At 31.3% G+C, this 16,751-nt stretch carries 16 protein-coding genes and 6 pseudogenes; 4 read left to right on the forward strand and 18 right to left on the reverse strand.

Annotation, left to right across the window (positions count from 1 at the left end; all coding sequences use genetic code 11):
• Positions 1 to 399: 399 nt before the first annotated feature.
• Positions 400 to 3,818: pseudogene (locus PL321_RS04275) on the reverse strand (bifunctional metallophosphatase/5'-nucleotidase).
• A gap of 182 nt (positions 3,819 to 4,000) precedes the next feature.
• On the opposite strand from PL321_RS04275, the gene PL321_RS04285 reads away from it, so the two are divergent.
• From PL321_RS04285 to PL321_RS04300, 4 genes are all read left to right on the forward strand, one after another.
• Positions 4,001 to 4,282, forward strand: a complete 282-nt coding sequence (locus PL321_RS04285; RefSeq protein ID WP_273963590.1) for a PAS domain-containing protein — start codon at positions 4,001 to 4,003, stop codon at positions 4,280 to 4,282.
• Between the two features lie 83 nt (positions 4,283 to 4,365).
• A complete protein-coding gene (locus PL321_RS04290) occupies positions 4,366 to 4,617 on the forward strand; it encodes a hypothetical protein (protein ID WP_273963591.1) in 252 nt (83 codons plus the stop codon).
• Positions 4,618 to 4,789: 172 nt separating this feature from the next.
• Positions 4,790 to 5,788, forward strand: coding sequence for a sensor histidine kinase (locus PL321_RS04295; protein ID WP_443110740.1), 999 nt, complete (start codon positions 4,790 to 4,792; stop codon positions 5,786 to 5,788).
• A gap of 221 nt (positions 5,789 to 6,009) precedes the next feature.
• Positions 6,010 to 6,243, forward strand: coding sequence for a hypothetical protein (locus tag PL321_RS04300; RefSeq protein ID WP_273963592.1), 234 nt, complete (start codon positions 6,010 to 6,012; stop codon positions 6,241 to 6,243).
• A 245-nt stretch (positions 6,244 to 6,488) separates the two neighbouring features.
• Here PL321_RS04300 and PL321_RS04305 read toward each other — a convergent pair whose 3' ends face one another.
• From PL321_RS04305 to hydG, 17 genes and pseudogenes are all read right to left on the reverse strand, one after another.
• On the reverse strand, positions 6,489 to 7,022 hold the full coding sequence (locus PL321_RS04305; protein WP_273963593.1) for a phosphoesterase: 534 nt from the start codon (positions 7,020 to 7,022) through the stop codon (positions 6,489 to 6,491).
• Positions 6,968 to 7,219 carry a PHP domain-containing protein gene (locus tag PL321_RS04310; RefSeq protein ID WP_273963594.1) on the reverse strand — a complete coding sequence of 84 codons (252 nt, stop codon included), beginning with the start codon at positions 7,217 to 7,219 and terminating at the stop codon, positions 6,968 to 6,970. Before PL321_RS04310 ends, PL321_RS04305 begins: the two co-directional genes overlap by 55 nt.
• 2 nt (positions 7,220 to 7,221) lie before the next feature.
• The gene (locus tag PL321_RS04315) at positions 7,222 to 7,554 is read right to left on the reverse strand and encodes a DRTGG domain-containing protein (protein WP_273963595.1); all 333 of its coding nucleotides are present in this window, start codon (positions 7,552 to 7,554) and stop codon (positions 7,222 to 7,224) included.
• A complete protein-coding gene (locus PL321_RS04320; protein WP_273963596.1) occupies positions 7,544 to 7,708 on the reverse strand; it encodes a (Fe-S)-binding protein in 165 nt (54 codons plus the stop codon). Before PL321_RS04320 ends, PL321_RS04315 begins: the two co-directional genes overlap by 11 nt.
• On the reverse strand, positions 7,705 to 7,890 hold the full coding sequence (locus PL321_RS04325) for a hypothetical protein (RefSeq protein WP_273963597.1): 186 nt from the start codon (positions 7,888 to 7,890) through the stop codon (positions 7,705 to 7,707). Before PL321_RS04325 ends, PL321_RS04320 begins: the two co-directional genes overlap by 4 nt.
• Before the next feature lie 3 nt (positions 7,891 to 7,893).
• Positions 7,894 to 7,971 (reverse strand): annotated as a pseudogene (locus PL321_RS20950) (hypothetical protein); the annotation flags it as partial.
• Between the two features lie 103 nt (positions 7,972 to 8,074).
• Positions 8,075 to 8,617, reverse strand: coding sequence for a [Fe-Fe] hydrogenase large subunit C-terminal domain-containing protein (locus PL321_RS04330; RefSeq protein WP_273963598.1), 543 nt, complete (start codon positions 8,615 to 8,617; stop codon positions 8,075 to 8,077).
• Positions 8,578 to 8,763, reverse strand: coding sequence for a 4Fe-4S binding protein (locus tag PL321_RS04335; protein ID WP_337961075.1), 186 nt, complete (start codon positions 8,761 to 8,763; stop codon positions 8,578 to 8,580). The genes PL321_RS04330 and PL321_RS04335 overlap by 40 nt, the downstream gene beginning before the upstream one ends.
• 100 nt (positions 8,764 to 8,863) lie before the next feature.
• Entirely contained in the window at positions 8,864 to 9,208 is a 345-nt protein-coding gene (locus PL321_RS04340) for an ATP-binding protein (RefSeq protein ID WP_337960958.1), read from the reverse strand.
• Positions 9,208 to 9,582, reverse strand: coding sequence for a DRTGG domain-containing protein (locus PL321_RS04345; protein WP_443110741.1), 375 nt, complete (start codon positions 9,580 to 9,582; stop codon positions 9,208 to 9,210). Before PL321_RS04345 ends, PL321_RS04340 begins: the two co-directional genes overlap by 1 nt.
• Before the next feature lie 188 nt (positions 9,583 to 9,770).
• Positions 9,771 to 10,253 (reverse strand): class I SAM-dependent methyltransferase, encoded by a 483-nt coding sequence (locus PL321_RS04350; protein WP_273963599.1) that lies wholly within the window; start codon positions 10,251 to 10,253, stop codon positions 9,771 to 9,773.
• 17 nt (positions 10,254 to 10,270) lie between these two features.
• Positions 10,271 to 11,040 (reverse strand): annotated as a pseudogene (locus tag PL321_RS04355) (EAL domain-containing protein).
• A gap of 23 nt (positions 11,041 to 11,063) precedes the next feature.
• Positions 11,064 to 11,549: a GGDEF domain-containing protein gene (locus PL321_RS04360; protein WP_273963601.1), complete on the reverse strand. Its 486-nt coding sequence runs from the start codon at positions 11,547 to 11,549 to the stop codon at positions 11,064 to 11,066.
• A 358-nt stretch (positions 11,550 to 11,907) separates the two neighbouring features.
• Positions 11,908 to 12,539, reverse strand: a pseudogene (locus PL321_RS04365) (methyl-accepting chemotaxis protein).
• 38 nt (positions 12,540 to 12,577) lie between these two features.
• Entirely contained in the window at positions 12,578 to 13,504 is a 927-nt protein-coding gene (locus PL321_RS04375; protein ID WP_273963602.1) for a methyl-accepting chemotaxis protein, read from the reverse strand.
• Between the two features lie 632 nt (positions 13,505 to 14,136).
• Positions 14,137 to 15,325, reverse strand: a pseudogene (hydF, locus tag PL321_RS04380) ([FeFe] hydrogenase H-cluster maturation GTPase HydF).
• Between the two features lie 11 nt (positions 15,326 to 15,336).
• Positions 15,337 to 16,751, reverse strand: a pseudogene (hydG, locus tag PL321_RS04385) ([FeFe] hydrogenase H-cluster radical SAM maturase HydG).

Raw genomic sequence — 16,751 nt, forward strand, 5'->3', positions numbered from 1 at the left:
TCAAATATGTCAAATATGAAGTTAAACCATCTCACACATTTTTTATCTTATTCTAACATAAAAACAAAGCAGGCCCTGGGCCTGCTTTTTCAGATTGTTGACAAACATAAAAGATGCTCTGCTTATGAAATTGCCCCTTGAAAGGATTTCAAATTGGCATATTTCATAAGCTTTAGCAAGTGTTGCTTTTCGACTTTGAAAAAGTCCGTAATTCGGCACACGATGTACCGAGCCGAGCGGCCCTCAAGGATGAGGGCATCGCGAGGGTAGGACTTTTTCAAACAAAGAAAAGCTTACACTTGATTAGCGAAATGAAGGAATGCCAAGGAAATCCTTCAAGGGGCCAAATATATCATAGCTTTTTCAACAGCCTCCAAAGCAGGCCCTGGGCCTGCTTTGTTATGCTACCTTATTCTTTCTCCTTGAATCGTGGATTACAAATGCTGCACCAAGCATAATTGACGCTGCACCTGCTCCAAGTAAAGTTGTTAAATCAATCATTGAGCCTGTCTTAGGTAATTTTTTATCTTGGTCAACTTGGTTATCTTGGTTTTGATTATTTTCATTATCCTTATCAATTTCTTCTTGCTCTGATGTTTCATCATCATTTATTGTTTCATCTGCTACTTCTTCAACCTTTGTAGTACTTATATTCCAATTCTTTTCTACAGTATTTGCAACTGTACCATACTTCTTGAAATATTCTATCATTAAGCTTCTAACTTGTCCGTCATCTCCAAGTGCCTTTTGAGAATCATATACAACTATACTTGGATCTGTATTGCTTATACCAGCAGCAGCCATAAATCCACCGCCACCGTTATATCTATAGTTGTTTATTGCTACTGTAAATACATCTGTATCCTTTATTAATCTTCCTTGGTATCTTAAATTCTTTATTCTCTTTCCTACAGGTTCAGTTAAATCAATATCATATGTTGCTCCATATAATTGGTCAAGGTTATAATCAGGAATATTAAGTACAGGATCCTTTTCTATTTTATCTGTTGGATTTTGTACTTGCTTGTAGTATCTTACTGACCATTCTAACCAATCCTTTAACTGCTTTCCTGTCATCTTTATACCATATAGGAAGTTTTCATAAACGTATACTGACATAATATCCTGTATAGTTACATCACCCTGTGGTATATATGCCTTTGAACTTAATGGGGCTGCAATTGAAAGTTGTGTACCTGCTGCCTCCATTTGAACTTTGTTGATAAGTTCCATTATAGCTGTTGGTTCTATTGTTTGATTTTGTCCAGTGAATTCACCAGTAGCCTTACCTACAACTGTTTTAATATATTCCATAGTCTTATCATTATAAGGTTTAATAATATTTACAATATCTTGATCTTCTTCAATTGTGCTATCCATTTTTATATTTTTAGCAGCTACTGTATATGTTCCATCTTGGTTTACATATATATCTATCTGTGATATATATTGTGCCCATTTACCTGGCTCAGTAACAATTACATCTTTTCCTTCTGGATTTTTATATACATTTTGAGCAATTATACTATGGGCGTGGCCTGCTACTATTGCATCTATTCCACTTACATTTTGTGCAATCGCCTTAATTTGATTTTCTGGTATTATATCTGACGATTTTTCTTCTCCACTATGAGCTGAAACTATAACAATATCTGCACCATTATCTTTAACTTCTTTAACCCATTTCTTTGCTTCTTCAACTAAATCTCTAAACTCTAATCCCTTATAGTTTTGTGGTGATTCCCAACTTGGAATAGTCTTTGTAGTAAGTCCTATTACAGCAATTTTAACCTCTTTTCCATCCACATTATAGGATTTTATGATGTATGGTTTTACAAAGTTTTCTCCATTTTCTTTATATGTATTTGCTGATAATACTTCGATGTTATTTTTCTTTGCATCTGAAATAACTCTATTTAATGTATCAAGTCCATAATTATATTCGTGGTTTCCTAATATCCAAGCATCATATCCCATAGCCCCCATAACCTTCATCATAGGATATTCTGCTGTTTTATCTATCATATTGTAATAGTAAACAAGTGGTGTTCCTTGAATTGTATCTCCATTGTCTATAAGCATAACATTGTTATTTTGTTTTCTTAAATTCTTTACATAGGTTGAAACCTTTGCAAGTCCTTGTCCTATTTCTAATCCCTTTGAATCAACTGGTGGTTTTCCTGTTGCATAATCAATATTTAATACATTACCGTGTACGTCTGAAGTCGCAACAACTGATATGCAACCCTTAACATTTGTTAATCTGTTATTCATAACTGTTTCTATCTTACCTGTTTCTTTAACAGCATCAATTAAAGCATCCCTTACTAAAACAAATGTATTGTTCTTTGGATCTGCACCACCAGCACTTATGAAGGCTGTAAAGTTATCTCCACCTGTTGCCATAAAGTCGTTAGTTACAACAACTAATTTTTCTGTATCAGATATTGGCTTACCATTTTCTCTTGTTATGTCTACAACCCTATCTCCAGATGGTCTTGTTGGATTGTATTTAACCTTTAGTCCAGAAACTTGTATTCCCTTTCCGTTATCCATAAATGCCTGCTCAAGAACAGCCTTTATTTGTGCCTTTGTCATTTCAAGTTTAACTAATGTATTATCAAAGGGCATCAAATAGTAGATTGTTCCTACAGTAATGTCACCTGCTGGAATATCTATTCTTATACCCCCATTATTTTGGAATGCAACATCAGCATTTAACTTACTTCTCATTACATCTGTTACCCAATTTCCTAAATATGACTCCCCAAATGGAGTTTGGTTTTGAGTTCTTGTTAAGTTTTTATCAGTATATCCTATTTTAACATCAAATATTGGTTTTAGATCGTTATATGCCTTATCAACTATAGCTTGTACATCTAAATCATAAATTGGATTTGCTGTTTTATAACCTGAAGCATTGTCAAGTGCAACATACTCTCCAGTAAACTCTATCTTTCCATTATTTATAGTCATTTTTACGTGAATATATCCTTTTCCACTTGAATTTGCTATATAAACAGGCACTCCATTTTCTGCTTTTTTATTTACTACAGTGTGTGAGTGTCCACCAAATACTATGTCTACTCCAACTAAATTTTTGTAATGTCAAATATTCTTCCCGCACTGCCTGATTTATCGCTTCCTTCGTGAATCAAAACCAATACTACATCCGCCTTACTATTATCTCTTATATCTTTAACAACGGCATTAATTTCTGTTACTTCGTCTCTAAATTCATAATTTTCTACGTGTTTTGGAAGTACAATTGTTGGTGTTTCTGTAGATATAGCACCTACAACTGCAATTTTAAGTCCATCTCTTTCTAATATCTTATAAGGTTCAAATACTCTTTTACCTGTTGCCTTTTCATATAGATTAGAACAAATAAAATCATAATTTGCAACTGGTTGTTCTTTGTGCATATTTAAAATAGTATCTAATCCCCAGTCAAATTCGTGATTTCCAAGTGCTGAAACATCCAGGCCCACATTATTTAAAAATTCTTTAACTGGCCTTCCCACAAGCACATTCGAAACTGGTGAACCTTGATATAAATCACCACCACTTAAGAATATAAATCTGTCCTGGTTTGAATTTTTAACCTTTTTAATCCTATCTGCAAGTACTGCAGCAACTTTGTTATTTGATGAATCTAAAAGTGTACCGTGAAAATCTGTAATTTCAATGATGTCGTATACCTTTTGTGTTGTTTCTGCCTTTGCTAAGGATGCTATCCCCGGTTGCAGCATAGATAGCAATAGCATTAATGTCAGTAAAATACTTGTAACCTTAGCACCAATTCTTTTAATTCTCATTTTTTATACCTCCTTCATATTTATGGTGCATTATCTATTATATTACTTTGATTAAATTTTGTAAATATTTCTAATTTTTTTAGAAAAAGTTTTCTAATTATATATTAATAAATTTATTTGAAGGATTTTTTGATAAATGTTGAATAATTTATATGTAATAATTTACAGGAAGGGGAAAGGGCATGCAAAATTTATCAAATGAAAAATTATTTTATATACTTGAAAATATGCCTGTATTAATAGATGCACTTGATGATAAGGGGAATATTATTCTTTGGAATAAAGAGGCTGAAAGAGTAACAGGATATTCAAAGAAAGAAATAATAAACAATCCTGATGCCTTTAAACTTTTATATCCTGATGATACATATAGAAACCATTTACTTAATCTTGTCCCAGAACTTGAAAACAACTTCAGAAACCTTGAAACAACAATTACTTGTAAAAATGGAACTAAAAAGTAATATCTTGGTCTAATGTTTCATCCTTATATCCCATCGAAGGATTTTCCCTTTGGGCTGTTGGAGTTGATATAACTAAGCGTAAATTGGCTGAAGAAAACCTTAAAAATATAACATCAGAGCTTTTATCAATAGTAAAGGCATTTCCTGACTTATATTTCAAAATAGATAGAGATACAAATATACTTGATTTTAGGACATATAATAAAGATGATTTATATGTTTCTCCTGATAAAATAATAGGTAATAAAATAATAGATATGCTTCCAACGGAGGTTGCACTTCTTTATAAATCAGCAATAGATTATGTGCTTAATACTAAAAAATTAAATCCATAGAATACTGCCTACCTTTGGCACATTCTCAACAATACTTTGAAGCAAGGATTGTAGCTTTAAATGATAATCAAGTTATAGCAGTTGTAAGAAACATAACAGAAAAAAACTTATAGAAATTAAAAATTTAGAACAGCAAAAAAGATATAAATCCTTCTTTGATTACAGCCCAGATATTCTTTTAGAAGCAGACCCTTACTCTGGCTATATATTTGTTGCAAATCCTACTTTCTTTAAGATAACTAAAATTGATAAGGATGAGCTTCAAAATTATACTATATATAACTTATTTGAAATTGGAGATGAAATAACAAGTAAAGATTCAGTGGATTCACTATTAAAGGGCGAACCTGTAAAGTTTGAAGCAAAATTAGTAAATAAATTAGACGAAGAATATTATCTTGAATTTAATATAATGCCTATATTAGATAACACTTTATTAGACAGGGTTTTTATATATGCAAAGGATATAACGGATTCTAAAAAATTAGAAGAAAGTAAAAGAAAAATTAAAGAGCTTGAAGAATATGAAAACATCCGCTCTGAATTTTTCGCCAACATCTCCCACGAATTTAGAACTCCTTTAAATATTATCTTAGGTTCTATTCAACTTTTGGAATTATATTTGAAAAATAATAAAATTATCGATGATAATGATACACTTTATAAATACAACAAATCTATAAAACAAAACTGTTTTAGACTCTTAAGACTTGTTAATAATTTAATTGACATAACAAAGGTAAATGCAGGTTATATGCAACTTAACCTATGTGAGTGTAATATAGTGTCGCTTATTGAAGATATAGTACAATCCGTTGCCGACTATATAAAATCTAAAAATATTGAAATCACCTTTGATACGGATATAGAAGAAAAATTTATAAAGTGTGATAAAGATAAAATTGAAAGAATAATACTAAATCTACTTTCAAATGCAATTAAGTTTACTCCAGAAAGAGGTAAAATAGTAGTTACTATAAATGATTTAGATGAGTATACCTGTATTTCTGTTAAGGATAATGGTATCGGTATCCCTAAGGATAAACAGGATATTATTTTTGAAAGATTTAGTCAAGTTAATAAATCTCTTTCAAGAGAACGTGAAGGAAGTGGGCTTGGGCTTAATATTGTAAAATCATTTGTAGAAATGCACGGAGGGAAATTAAATTAGAAAGCGAAGAAGGAATAGGAAGTGAATTTATAATTTTACTACCAAATAATATGGATAAAGAAGTTAAATGTGAAATTAATACAATAAGCAATTTTAATAATGTTGAAAGAATTTCGATTGAATTTTCCGATATTTATTTTTAATTTACTTCACATTTTTTTATTTTATTGAATATATATATTATGTATAGTTTTTAACTAATGTAAATGGGAGGGTTTAAGATGGAAGTGAGTTTGAGTGTTAATAATTTCACAAAATTGCCTCGGGAATACCCAAATAGCGAACTTGAATCTCTTACTAACCAAATCTACTCAAATATTAAAATTAATAGGTATATAGGTGATGGATTTAACATATTTTCTGCTAAATACTTAAACAATATATCTTCTGCAAAAGGAACAATTATAATTGAAAACTTCTACAATGATAAGTATTTCTTTTTAGGTCTGATATAAGAAACATAGAAAATAAAATAAATAATATTGTTGATAACTGGGTTAAAGAATATTTAGAAAGTAGGACTGATAACCTAAATACTTCCATAAACAAAATAATAAACCTTTTAAAAACTTATAATAATTATCCTATCACCTATACATTAAATACAAAAATAATAAATTGCACGAGATAAATAAATACTACTATGAACTAACAATGAAAAAGATATATAATGATATAAACTCAATTATAATAAAAAGACTTAACTACTATAAAAGTGAAAAAGCCACCCTGTTGAAGTTTTGTTAATAAAACATTTCAACTGGGTGGCTTTTATATAGTTTTCTCTTTCTGATATCTGGCCTAAGTTGTGGGCATCAGAATTTTTGATTAATCTGTAGCTATCCTTTAAAATTTTATTTTTTATAAGTTTATTTACTTTGTCTAATTTTGAATATTCTATTGTTGTTATATTTAAATAATCTGGCATAAACCCTAAGTTAGAAATTATGCTGTAGGTATCTTTATCTATATGGGCTGGAATAAACTGACCACCTAACTCCTTAACCTTATAAAAAGCCTCATCTATTGTTATATCTGCAGAATTTAAAAGCAATTTTTCCTCATATCCTACTATCTCATCGTTTTCATTATATATTATTTGATTACCAAATATTTCAGGTTTGTTTTTTATATTTGGCAGCCTATCATAGACAAATTCTTGAAAGATTAAGGCGGGTTCTAAATCTTTAAAAAGGCACAGAACGTGAACTTCTTCCTTTGTCTGAAGTTCCATTCCAGGTATAACTGATATTCCAACCTTTTAGCAACCTTTAAGCAGGCCTCAACATTTTTACAACTGTTGTGGTCTGTTATTGCTATTACATCAAGGCCCTTTAGTTTTGACATATTAACTATATTGTTAGGTGTCATATCATCATCTGCACAGGGTGAAAGACCGGTGTGTATATGAAAATCATAATAGTATTTCATAATTATGCTCCTAATTTATTTAATTCAACACACAATTCATATGCATTTAGGTTTGATTGAAGTACAGGTATATTTTCTTCGTTTGCCTTATTTATTGTTACATCTTCAACCTCGATGTCCTCAGGAATTATAATGCAGGAAAACTCTAAAAGGGTCGCAACTGCAATAATATTTGGATGTATCTGCACAGTTATCCAAGCGTTATTTTGCTTTCCGTGGGACATAACCCAGCTCAAAAGGTCACAGGTATATACTCCCTTTACCTCCTTATCAAGCCCCTCCTCTCCTGCTAAAACCTTTAATTTTAAAGAATTAACAATATCTCTAACCTTCATTATTTAACCCTCCGTTTTTTATAAATTTACAGTCTCCAATATTTGCAAGCCCCTTTGCAACATCCTCTGCAAAGGCTTTACAAGAAGGTGAACCACAAAGTCCACAATCTGTTCCTGGCAATATATTTATCAGTTTATTCATACTTTTTATCATTTTAACTGCACTTTCAAAATCTGTAGAGAAGGTATTTTTATTTTTTCATCTTCTTCACTAACTATTTTACTTTCAATATCTGAAAAATCGTGTATTTGATAGGTGAAATTTATCTTACTATTTATATACTTTGTTATTCTCTCTGCATTATATGGGTTTTCTACAAGTAATAATCCACCCAAACATCCATTAGGACAGGATAATACTTCTATAAAGTCTATATCATCTAATCTTCCATTTTCAACATCGTTTAATACCTTTATTACATTTTTATGCCGTCAACTACAATAGAATTTTCCATAGCAATTGCTTCACATTGACCTCCAGAATATGCCCACATAAGTCCAGTACTTGATATGTGAGAATTTACATTTTCACTTTTGATTTTATATGCTTTAGCAGTTTTGGATATATGTCGCTTATTGGTATTGCACCATTTATTCTTATATTTTCATTCCTTGATATCTCACTAATCTTTGTAACCCAGCTCGGACAAGGTGTTAAAAAGAATATTCCTATATCTTCATTTTTAAATCCCATACTTTGATATTTTTCTCTAATTATAAGTGCTGAAATTTCAATAGGAGTTAGCATTTTAACTAAATGACTTACTAAACTTGGATATTCTGTTTCAATTAGCCTAACTACTGTTGGGCAAAGTGTTGATATTGCAGGTTTTTCTACCCTTTCTAAGTCCTTTTTCAATGTTTCTGATGCAATATCACAGGAAAAAGTAATGTCAAAAACCTCATCAAAGCCAAGCTTTAAAAGCCCATCATTTATTAAACCAGGGTCTACACTTTTTCCAAATTGAGAATATAATGTAACTGATGGTATAGCTATTTTTTTCTTATATCTTTGTATATCCTCTAATGAATTTTTATAGAAATGTGGGCTCCATACGGACAAACCTTTATACATTCACCGCAATCTATACACTTTTCATTATATATTACAGCTTTACCATTTTTTACTCTTATTGCTTCAACTGGACAGTTCATTAAACATTTAGTACATCCTATGCATTTTCTGAAATCAATGCAACTGAATGAAATAGCTGTTTCATATTATCACCTTAACTAAAATAAATTATTATTTTTATCTCTGTAAACTTCCCTACCTCTGACCTTATATAAAATTCATCACTACTTCTTTTTATATTAGGAAGTCCCATTCCCCTCCAAATCCCATTTCACGTGCAGCATCCGATGCAGTAGAATATCCCTCCTGCATCGCAAGGTCAATATTTGGAATACCTGGGCCATAGTCATAGGCTGTAATTTCAATTTTATCATTATATATCTTTGCCTCAATAAATCCACCTACACTGTGAATTACAATGTTCATTTCAGCCTCATAGCAAGCAACACAAATCCTCTTTACTATATCACTTCTTACCCCAAGCTGGTTTAACAGTTTTTTTAAATTACTTGAGGCTTCTCCACCTCTTATAAAATCACCACTTACTATATCATATTTTACTGAAAGTAATTCCTCCATTATTCCAAATCAACTCCTTTTAAGCCATTACTATAGAGTATACCACAGGATGTAAACATAGTATGGTGTGTTGCAAGTAAGCACATTGCCTTTTCCTTTGCAAGTTCAATTATAGTTTCATCTGGTCTTTTGTTTCTAACAAAAATAATACATTTTATGTCCAACATTTCAGCTGTTCTTATGGTTTGAATATTTGTTAATCCAGTTATTAAAATAGTGTCTTTACAACTAAGTGCCAAAACATCACTCATCAAATCTGAACCAAAGGCACATACAGTTTCCATCTCTAACATTTCATCATTGCATAGAACATCTGCATTTAATAACTCTTTTATTTTTTTAACTTCATATATACATTCCCCGTCACAATATATATCTTAATATTATAATTTTTTCGAAAATTTTTCAATGTTATTTTTTGATAATTATTAGGTCATATACATAAATAAAAAGCATTAACCTTTATAGTTAATGCTAAACTACTTTTCAAAAATTAATCCATAATGATGTTGAGATACTTCAATTTCATCAATAAATTTTAAACCCTCACTTTTAAACCACTTTATAACATCTTCTTGTGAAATTCTATGATTTTTGGGGGACCATAATTTGTATCAATTTTTCTCCACTCTATCACAAATACTCTTCCACCATTTTTTAATACCCTTCTTATTTCATTTATATATCTGCTTTTATCTTGTATTTCGTGTAAAACATTTGATAGCATAACATAATCAGCAAAATCACTATCTATAGGAAAAACATATTCGTCACACCTTTTGTATTCTATATTCTCTATACCAAAGGACTTATCCTTGGCAATTTCTATCATTTCATCTGAAATGTCAATTCCAATAGCCTTACCATTTGTTAAAATTTTTGCTGCTGGAATTGTAAAATACCCTATACCGCAACCTATATCTAAAAAATTTCCTTTTCCATTTCTTTTTAGCCCAAAATTTTCTAAAGTTTTATATGGAGGCATATATTTTCTTCTTGTTGGGTTATCTAATTTTTGAGCATTCATTGGATTAAATTTATGCATAAACAACACTCCTTAATTTAGCAATTTTGCAACAACATCCTTAGCTCGTCTAAAGGTAGGGCCTTTGCTATGTAGTATCCCTGTATCTTGTCACAGCCTAATTCTCTTAATACCTCAAATTGCTCCTTTGTCTCGACTCCTTCTGCTACAACCTCATAATTAAAATAGTGACATACTTCAATAAACTTTTTGCTAAATAACGATATTTATCATCTATTAATATTTTGTCTATAAACATCTTATCAAGCTTTACTTCATCAAAGGGGAATATCATAAGATTTCTAATAGAAGAATACCCTGAACCAAAATCATCAAAGGATACTCTTATCCCATTTTGCTTTGCATATTTAACGCTTTCTATGATTTCAGTTTTGTTTGATAAAAGTGCTGTTTCTGTTATCTCTATCTTTATACTTTCTGGTGAAACTTGGTTTTTATTTAAAACCTTTAATAACTTATCTATATACTGATAAGATAGGGTTTCAACTGAAACATTTAAACTAAGTTGTATATCTAACCCCTTGTCTAACAGTAACTTAAAATCACCGATTGCCTTCTTTAAAACATATTCATCTAAATCCTTTATATAACCTGCCTCTTCAATTATAGGAATAAACTTCGCCGGTGAGATAGGCCCTAATATACTGCTGTTCCATCTAACTAATGATTCAACATCTGTTATTTTATTGTCCTTTGTAGAATAAATAGGCTGATAATAGGAACTTATTTCATTTAGCTTCATTGCATTAAATATATTATTAACTACCTTTGTTTTTTCAATTATCATTTCTTCAAGTTCCTTAGTAAACTTTATAATAAGTGACTTTGAAATATTTTTGCTTCGTGTAGTGCTATATCTGCTTTTCTTACAGCCTCTAAAACAGATTCGTTTTTAAAGGGTTTGTATACTCCTGCACTTAAAGAAACTGATACCTTTATATCATTTACATATATACTCTGTTTTATTTCATCCTTAATTTTCTCAAGCTTATTAAAAACATATTCTTCATCTACTTTTTCAAATATTATGACAAAATCGTCTCCTGAATATCTGTATATATTTCCAAGCCCCTGCAATTTCAACTTCATATATTCTGAAAATCTCTTAAGAAGTAGGTCTCCAAACAAATGACCGTAGGTATCATTTATTAATTTAAAATTATCTATATCAACATATACAATTATGTCATCTTCTCTACATCTTTTATATATTAGAGCTGTTCTATTTAAAAGATTAGTTACACTATCTAAAACATCAGCCGTTTTTAACATTTTCACCTTCTTTTTAAAACCCATAGCTGCCTCCCTAAATACCCTATATATTTATTTTTTATAAAAAATACTTAATACTCTTTAAATTAAAATATAACATAAAATTACAATTGTTTCTATATAAAATCAAAAATTTTCTAAATTATTCAACAAACTATTAATTATTTTACTTTCTTATTTGTTACAAATTTTAGTAAAGATGTGTTAGAATTTTTTATAACTTCTAAAATGCTTATTTATCTTATCCTATTAATAAACCTAAAATATTTAGATTGAAAAATGACCCTTGAAAGATTTTTAAAGTTAAGTCAAAAATCCTTCAAGGGAGTAATATTATTATAACTTTTTAACAGCCTCATTCAAAATTATGTTTTAAACATATCTACAACTTTTTTAATTCCTCTGCAAGCAGTGACAATTTTTCTGATGCAGATGCAACCTCCTCTGATGAAGCTGAAAGTTCCTCTGAGGATGAACTTACCTCCTCAACTACTGCTAAATTTTCACCTGCTATTTGGTTAACAGATTCTATTTTACTTATTGTTTCATCCTTATATTCCACCATTTCAGTTACATAATCAGATGTTGACTTAATAAGAGGTGTTATATTTTCAACAGATGATAATATATCTGTAAAAGAAAATACAGTTGCTTTAACGGACTCTTTTTGGTTATCTATATATTTTTCAACATTATTTGATGTCTGTATTACTTCCTTTGTTTCTTGCTGTATCATATTAATTATGTCCACAATTTCATCTGTTGATTTCTTTGATTCTTCTGCAAGCTTCCTAACCTCATCTGCTACAACTGCAAATCCACGTCCTGCTTCCCTGCACGTGATGCTTCAATTGCTGCATTTAATGCTAAAAGATTTGTTTGTTCCGAGATTCCCTTTATTACATCAGCAATACTACTAATGTTATAAACAGATGCACTTAACGTATTTAACTTTTCTGATACAGATTTAAAGGCAGCTCTTATTTCTTCAATTGAAAGAATTAGTTTATCCATCTCATTTTTTCCAATAGATGCTTTTTGTTCTGTAGCTTCTACTTCACTTTTACACTATTTAATTTGTTTGAAACCTCATCCATAGCAGTTGCTAATCTATCAAAAACAATCATTATTTCTTCTATGCTTGCTGATTGCTCCTGTGCACCACTTGTAACCTGCTCAATGCTTGATGCTACTTGTTCCGATGATGCAGCCATCTCCTGTGAAACTGCAGTTAAGTTATTTGCCTCATCAAATAAATTAGATGAAGTATCAGAAAGATTCTTAATCATATCCTTTAAAGTATTCATCATTTTATCAAGGCTACTAAACATATCTCCCACTTCATCAGTTCTTTCTAAAAGCCTCTTGTCTAATGTAACTTTGAAATTCAAATCAGATATAGCATTAAGATTTTCATTAAGCTTATCTATAGGTTTTATAATATTTCTCTTAGTAAGTAAATAAAAGGCTGCTCCACCAAGCACAAGGGTTGCAAGGGAAATAATTACTATTAAAATCAATGGTGCCTTTATAATTCCCTTTATATAACTTTCTGGATAACCTACAAAAATCATTCCAATTGCCTTACCTGAAGCGTCCTTTATAGGTCTATAAATAGTAACGTACTTTCTCCCTAAAACATCTGCTGTACCGGTATATTCAGCACCCTCTTTTAAAACCTTTTCCGATACATTACTTGCAGCCTGTGTTCCTATCTGTCTTTGTCCATTATTAGACACAGTGGTATTTACTCTTGTATCATTTAAAAATATTGTTACATCTGCCTTTGTTATTTCCTTTATACTATCAAGTATTTCATAATCCCCATTGATAACTTTTTCTCCTTTTAAAAGCCTATCACCATCAGCCTTCCATTCACCTTTATATTGCCTATCTAAAAGTTCAACTATAAATCCTGCATTCGATTCTAATACATTGTTTTGAATGACCATCTTAAATTGATAATAAACAATACACATTACAGAAAAAATAAGAACAAAAGATAGCAAAAAGTACGTTGAAATAATCTTTGAACTTATGCTCTTTTTCCTGAATTTTTCCATTAATTTTCACCCCTTTTTACCATAATGTATTGTTATATTTTTAACATTTACAACAACAAATACTATATAAATTCTTATCCCTATACTATTAATTCATATATAAAATCAAAATTATGATATATTATTACATATTATAGCATTATATTACAAATTTCTTAGCTTTTCATATTATACTATATCATTTTTTGACACTCAACACTTTTTTAATTTTTTAATTTTTTAATTATATTTAACAGGGATGTTAAACAAGCATCCCTCAGATTGTTGACAAACATAAAAGATGCATTGCTTATGAAATTGCCCCTTGAAAGGATTTCAAATTGGCATATTTCATAAGCTTTAGCAAGTGTTGCTTTTCGACTTTGAAAAAGTCCGTAATTCGGCACACGATGTGCCGAGCCGAGCGGCCCTCAAGGATGAGGGCATCGCTAGGGTAGGACTTTTTCAAACAAAGAAAAGCTTACACTTGATTAGCGAAATGAAGGAATGCCAAGGAAATCCTTCAAGGGGCCAAACATATTATAGCTTTTTCAACAGACTCAGGGATGCTAAACAAGCATCCCTGTTACCCTATCAAGTATTCCATTCATATATGCTATTGCCACTCCATAGTTGGTTATTGGAACATTCTGCTCTCTTGCCCTTATTATTCTTGTCATCATTTGCTTTCTATTAAACATACACGCACCACAGTGGATTATTAATTTGTACTGTGTTAAATCCTCTGGAAAATCTACTCCTGCATTTACTGTTATATCAAGGTTTGCACCCGTCCTTTGCCTTAACCAATTTGGAAGCTTCTCACGTCCAATATCTCCCTGTAGAGGATGATGCGTACAGGCCTCTGCAATTAAAACCTTATCCCCATCCTTTAAAGTATCTATTGCCTTTGCACCTTCTATAAGTATTTTCAAATCCCCTTTATACCTTGCCATTAAAATTGAAAAGGAGGTTAAAGGAACATCACTATCTAATGTTTTATTGACCTTCTCAAACACCTGAGAGTCGGTAATTACTAAATCAGGCTTTCTATTTAAGGCACCTAATATATCATTAAGTTCACTGTCCTTTACAGTTAAAGCAAGTGCATCATTGTCTAAAACATCCCTTATAACCTGAACCTGTGGAAGTATAAGCCTTCCCTTAGGTGCCTGTATATCCTGAGGTGCTACTAAAACGACTAAATCCTTAGGTTTTACAACATCACCTAAAATTGTTTTTCTCTCATAATCCTCTGGGGCATATTGCTGAATAGCCTCTTTTAGTTTTCCAATATTTATTTTTGCTCTTGCACTAACCTTAACAAAGGGTAAATCAAATTCCTTTTAAGCTCATCTTCATCAATATCCTTAACATCTATTTTATTTATTACTCCAATTGTAGGTATCTTTCTCTCCTTTATAAGGTTATACCATTCCCTCTCCATTGATAAGTCTGTATTTTCTGAACTAAAAACCAAAAGAGCAAGATCTGTTTTATCTAAAACTTCCTTTGTCTTTTAACTCTAAGTTCCCCTACTTCTCCCTCATCATCAATTCCTGCTGTATCTATTATAACTACAGGGCCTATTGGTAATAGCTCCATTGCCTTATAAACCGGGTCTGTTGTTGTTCCTGCATAATCTGAGACAAGGGCAATCTCCTGACCTGTTATTGCATTTATAAGGCTTGATTTTCCTGCATTACGTCTTCCAAATATCGCAATGTGCAATCTATTTGCCTTTGGTGTATCTAACATAGTATTCCTCCTTAGAATCTTAAGTCTCTCTCTCCCTTTTCAATTCTTTGAAGCATTTTGATTGCTGCTTCCTTTGCCCTTTCGTTAGGGATTGTGTCAAGTTCCCTCTTTATTACTTCTTCACCTAATTTTCTTGCCTCATCATCCCCATAGTCAAGAAGAAACTCCTTAAGGGTAATTAGAGCATTTGGCTGACATACATTGTTTATCTGTCCTGTCTTTGCAAGACGCATAAATCTATCTCCAGTTCTACCTTCTCTATAGCAAGCAGTACAGTAGCTTGGAATATATCCACCCCTCATAAGACTTTTTATGATTTCAAGTGGTGAACGGTGGTCCCCTACCTCAAACTGTGGCTTTTCATCATCGTGGTGTTCTCCCTTATAATATTCCACATATCCTCCAACACCTGTGCAGGAACCTGCACTTATCTGTGAAATACCAAGTGCAATTACTTCATCCCTAAACTTAGGTTCCTCCCTTGTTGATAAAATCATTCCTGTATAGGGTAACGATAATCTTAAAACTGCTACAATCTTCTTAAAATCTTCATCTGATACTAAATAAGGGAATCTATCTAAGTCAACACCCTCTGCCTTTTTAAGTCTTGGAACTGAAACTGTATGAGGGCCAACTCCAAATTTCTCTTCAAGGTGCTGTGCGTGAAGTAGCATTGCAACTGTTTCATATTTAAAATCGTAAAGTCCGTATAAAACCCCAAGACCTACATCATCAATGCCGCCCTCCATAGCTCTATCCATTGCTGTTGTATGGTAGTCATAGTTATGCTTTGGTCCTTTTTGTGCATCTTTTCGTAGGTTTCTCTGTGATATGTTTCTTGGAACAATATATATGTTCCTATTTCTGCCTCCTTTAATTTTCTATAGTTTTCAACGCTTGTTGCTGCAATATTTACATTTATTCTTCTTATGCTTCCATTGTCAAATTTAATTGAATATATCGTTCTTATACAGTCTAAAATATATTCAATCGGACAGTTTTGAGGATCTTCTCCTGCCTCAAGGGCAAGTCTTTTGTGTCCGAGTGACTCTAATACCTTAACCTCTTCAATTAGTTCACTCATAGTTAGCTTCTTTCTCTTAAAGGAACAGTTAGAATGCTTATATCCGCAATATTCACACTCATTTACACAATAGTTGCTTACATAAAGTGGTGCAAATAAAACTATTCTTCTACCATATATCTTTTCCTTTATTTCCTTTGCCATCTTAAACATTCTATCTAAAAGTTCTTTATCCTCTATATTTAGTAAAACAGCAACCTCTAATGGTGATAGCCCCTTTGCTTCCCTTGCCTTTTCTAATATGTTAAAAACATATTGTCTATCCCTTGCCTTATCTTTTGCTTCATCTAATATTGCATAAATCTCATTGTCATTTATAAAGGTTTGCTTTACAGTTTCCAT

Origin of the sequence: Caloramator sp. mosi_1 (genome assembly GCF_028622835.1) — a bacterium.
Classification (GTDB): Bacteria; Bacillota; Clostridia; order Clostridiales; family Caloramatoraceae; genus Thermobrachium.

Bases quoted from the DNA above. Each gene is read 5' to 3' on its own strand.
- PL321_RS04285 (WP_273963590.1), top strand. From the start codon at position 4,001: ATGCAAAATTTATCAAATGAAAAATTATTTTATATACTTGAAAATATG.
- PL321_RS04300 (WP_273963592.1), top strand. From the start codon at position 6,010: ATGGAAGTGAGTTTGAGTGTTAATAATTTCACAAAATTGCCTCGGGAA.
- PL321_RS04305 (WP_273963593.1), bottom strand. From the start codon at position 7,022: ATGGAACTTCAGACAAAGGAAGAAGTTCACGTTCTGTGCCTTTTTAAA.
- PL321_RS04310 (WP_273963594.1), bottom strand. From the start codon at position 7,219: ATGAAATACTATTATGATTTTCATATACACACCGGTCTTTCACCCTGT.
- PL321_RS04315 (WP_273963595.1), bottom strand. From the start codon at position 7,554: ATGAAGGTTAGAGATATTGTTAATTCTTTAAAATTAAAGGTTTTAGCA.
- PL321_RS04320 (WP_273963596.1), bottom strand. From the start codon at position 7,708: ATGATAAAAAGTATGAATAAACTGATAAATATATTGCCAGGAACAGAT.
- PL321_RS04340 (WP_337960958.1), bottom strand. From the start codon at position 9,208: ATGGAGGAATTACTTTCAGTAAAATATGATATAGTAAGTGGTGATTTT.
- PL321_RS04350 (WP_273963599.1), bottom strand. From the start codon at position 10,253: ATGCATAAATTTAATCCAATGAATGCTCAAAAATTAGATAACCCAACA.
- PL321_RS04360 (WP_273963601.1), bottom strand. From the start codon at position 11,549: ATGGGTTTTAAAAAGAAGGTGAAAATGTTAAAAACGGCTGATGTTTTA.
- PL321_RS04375 (WP_273963602.1), bottom strand. From the start codon at position 13,504: ATGTGTATTGTTTATTATCAATTTAAGATGGTCATTCAAAACAATGTA.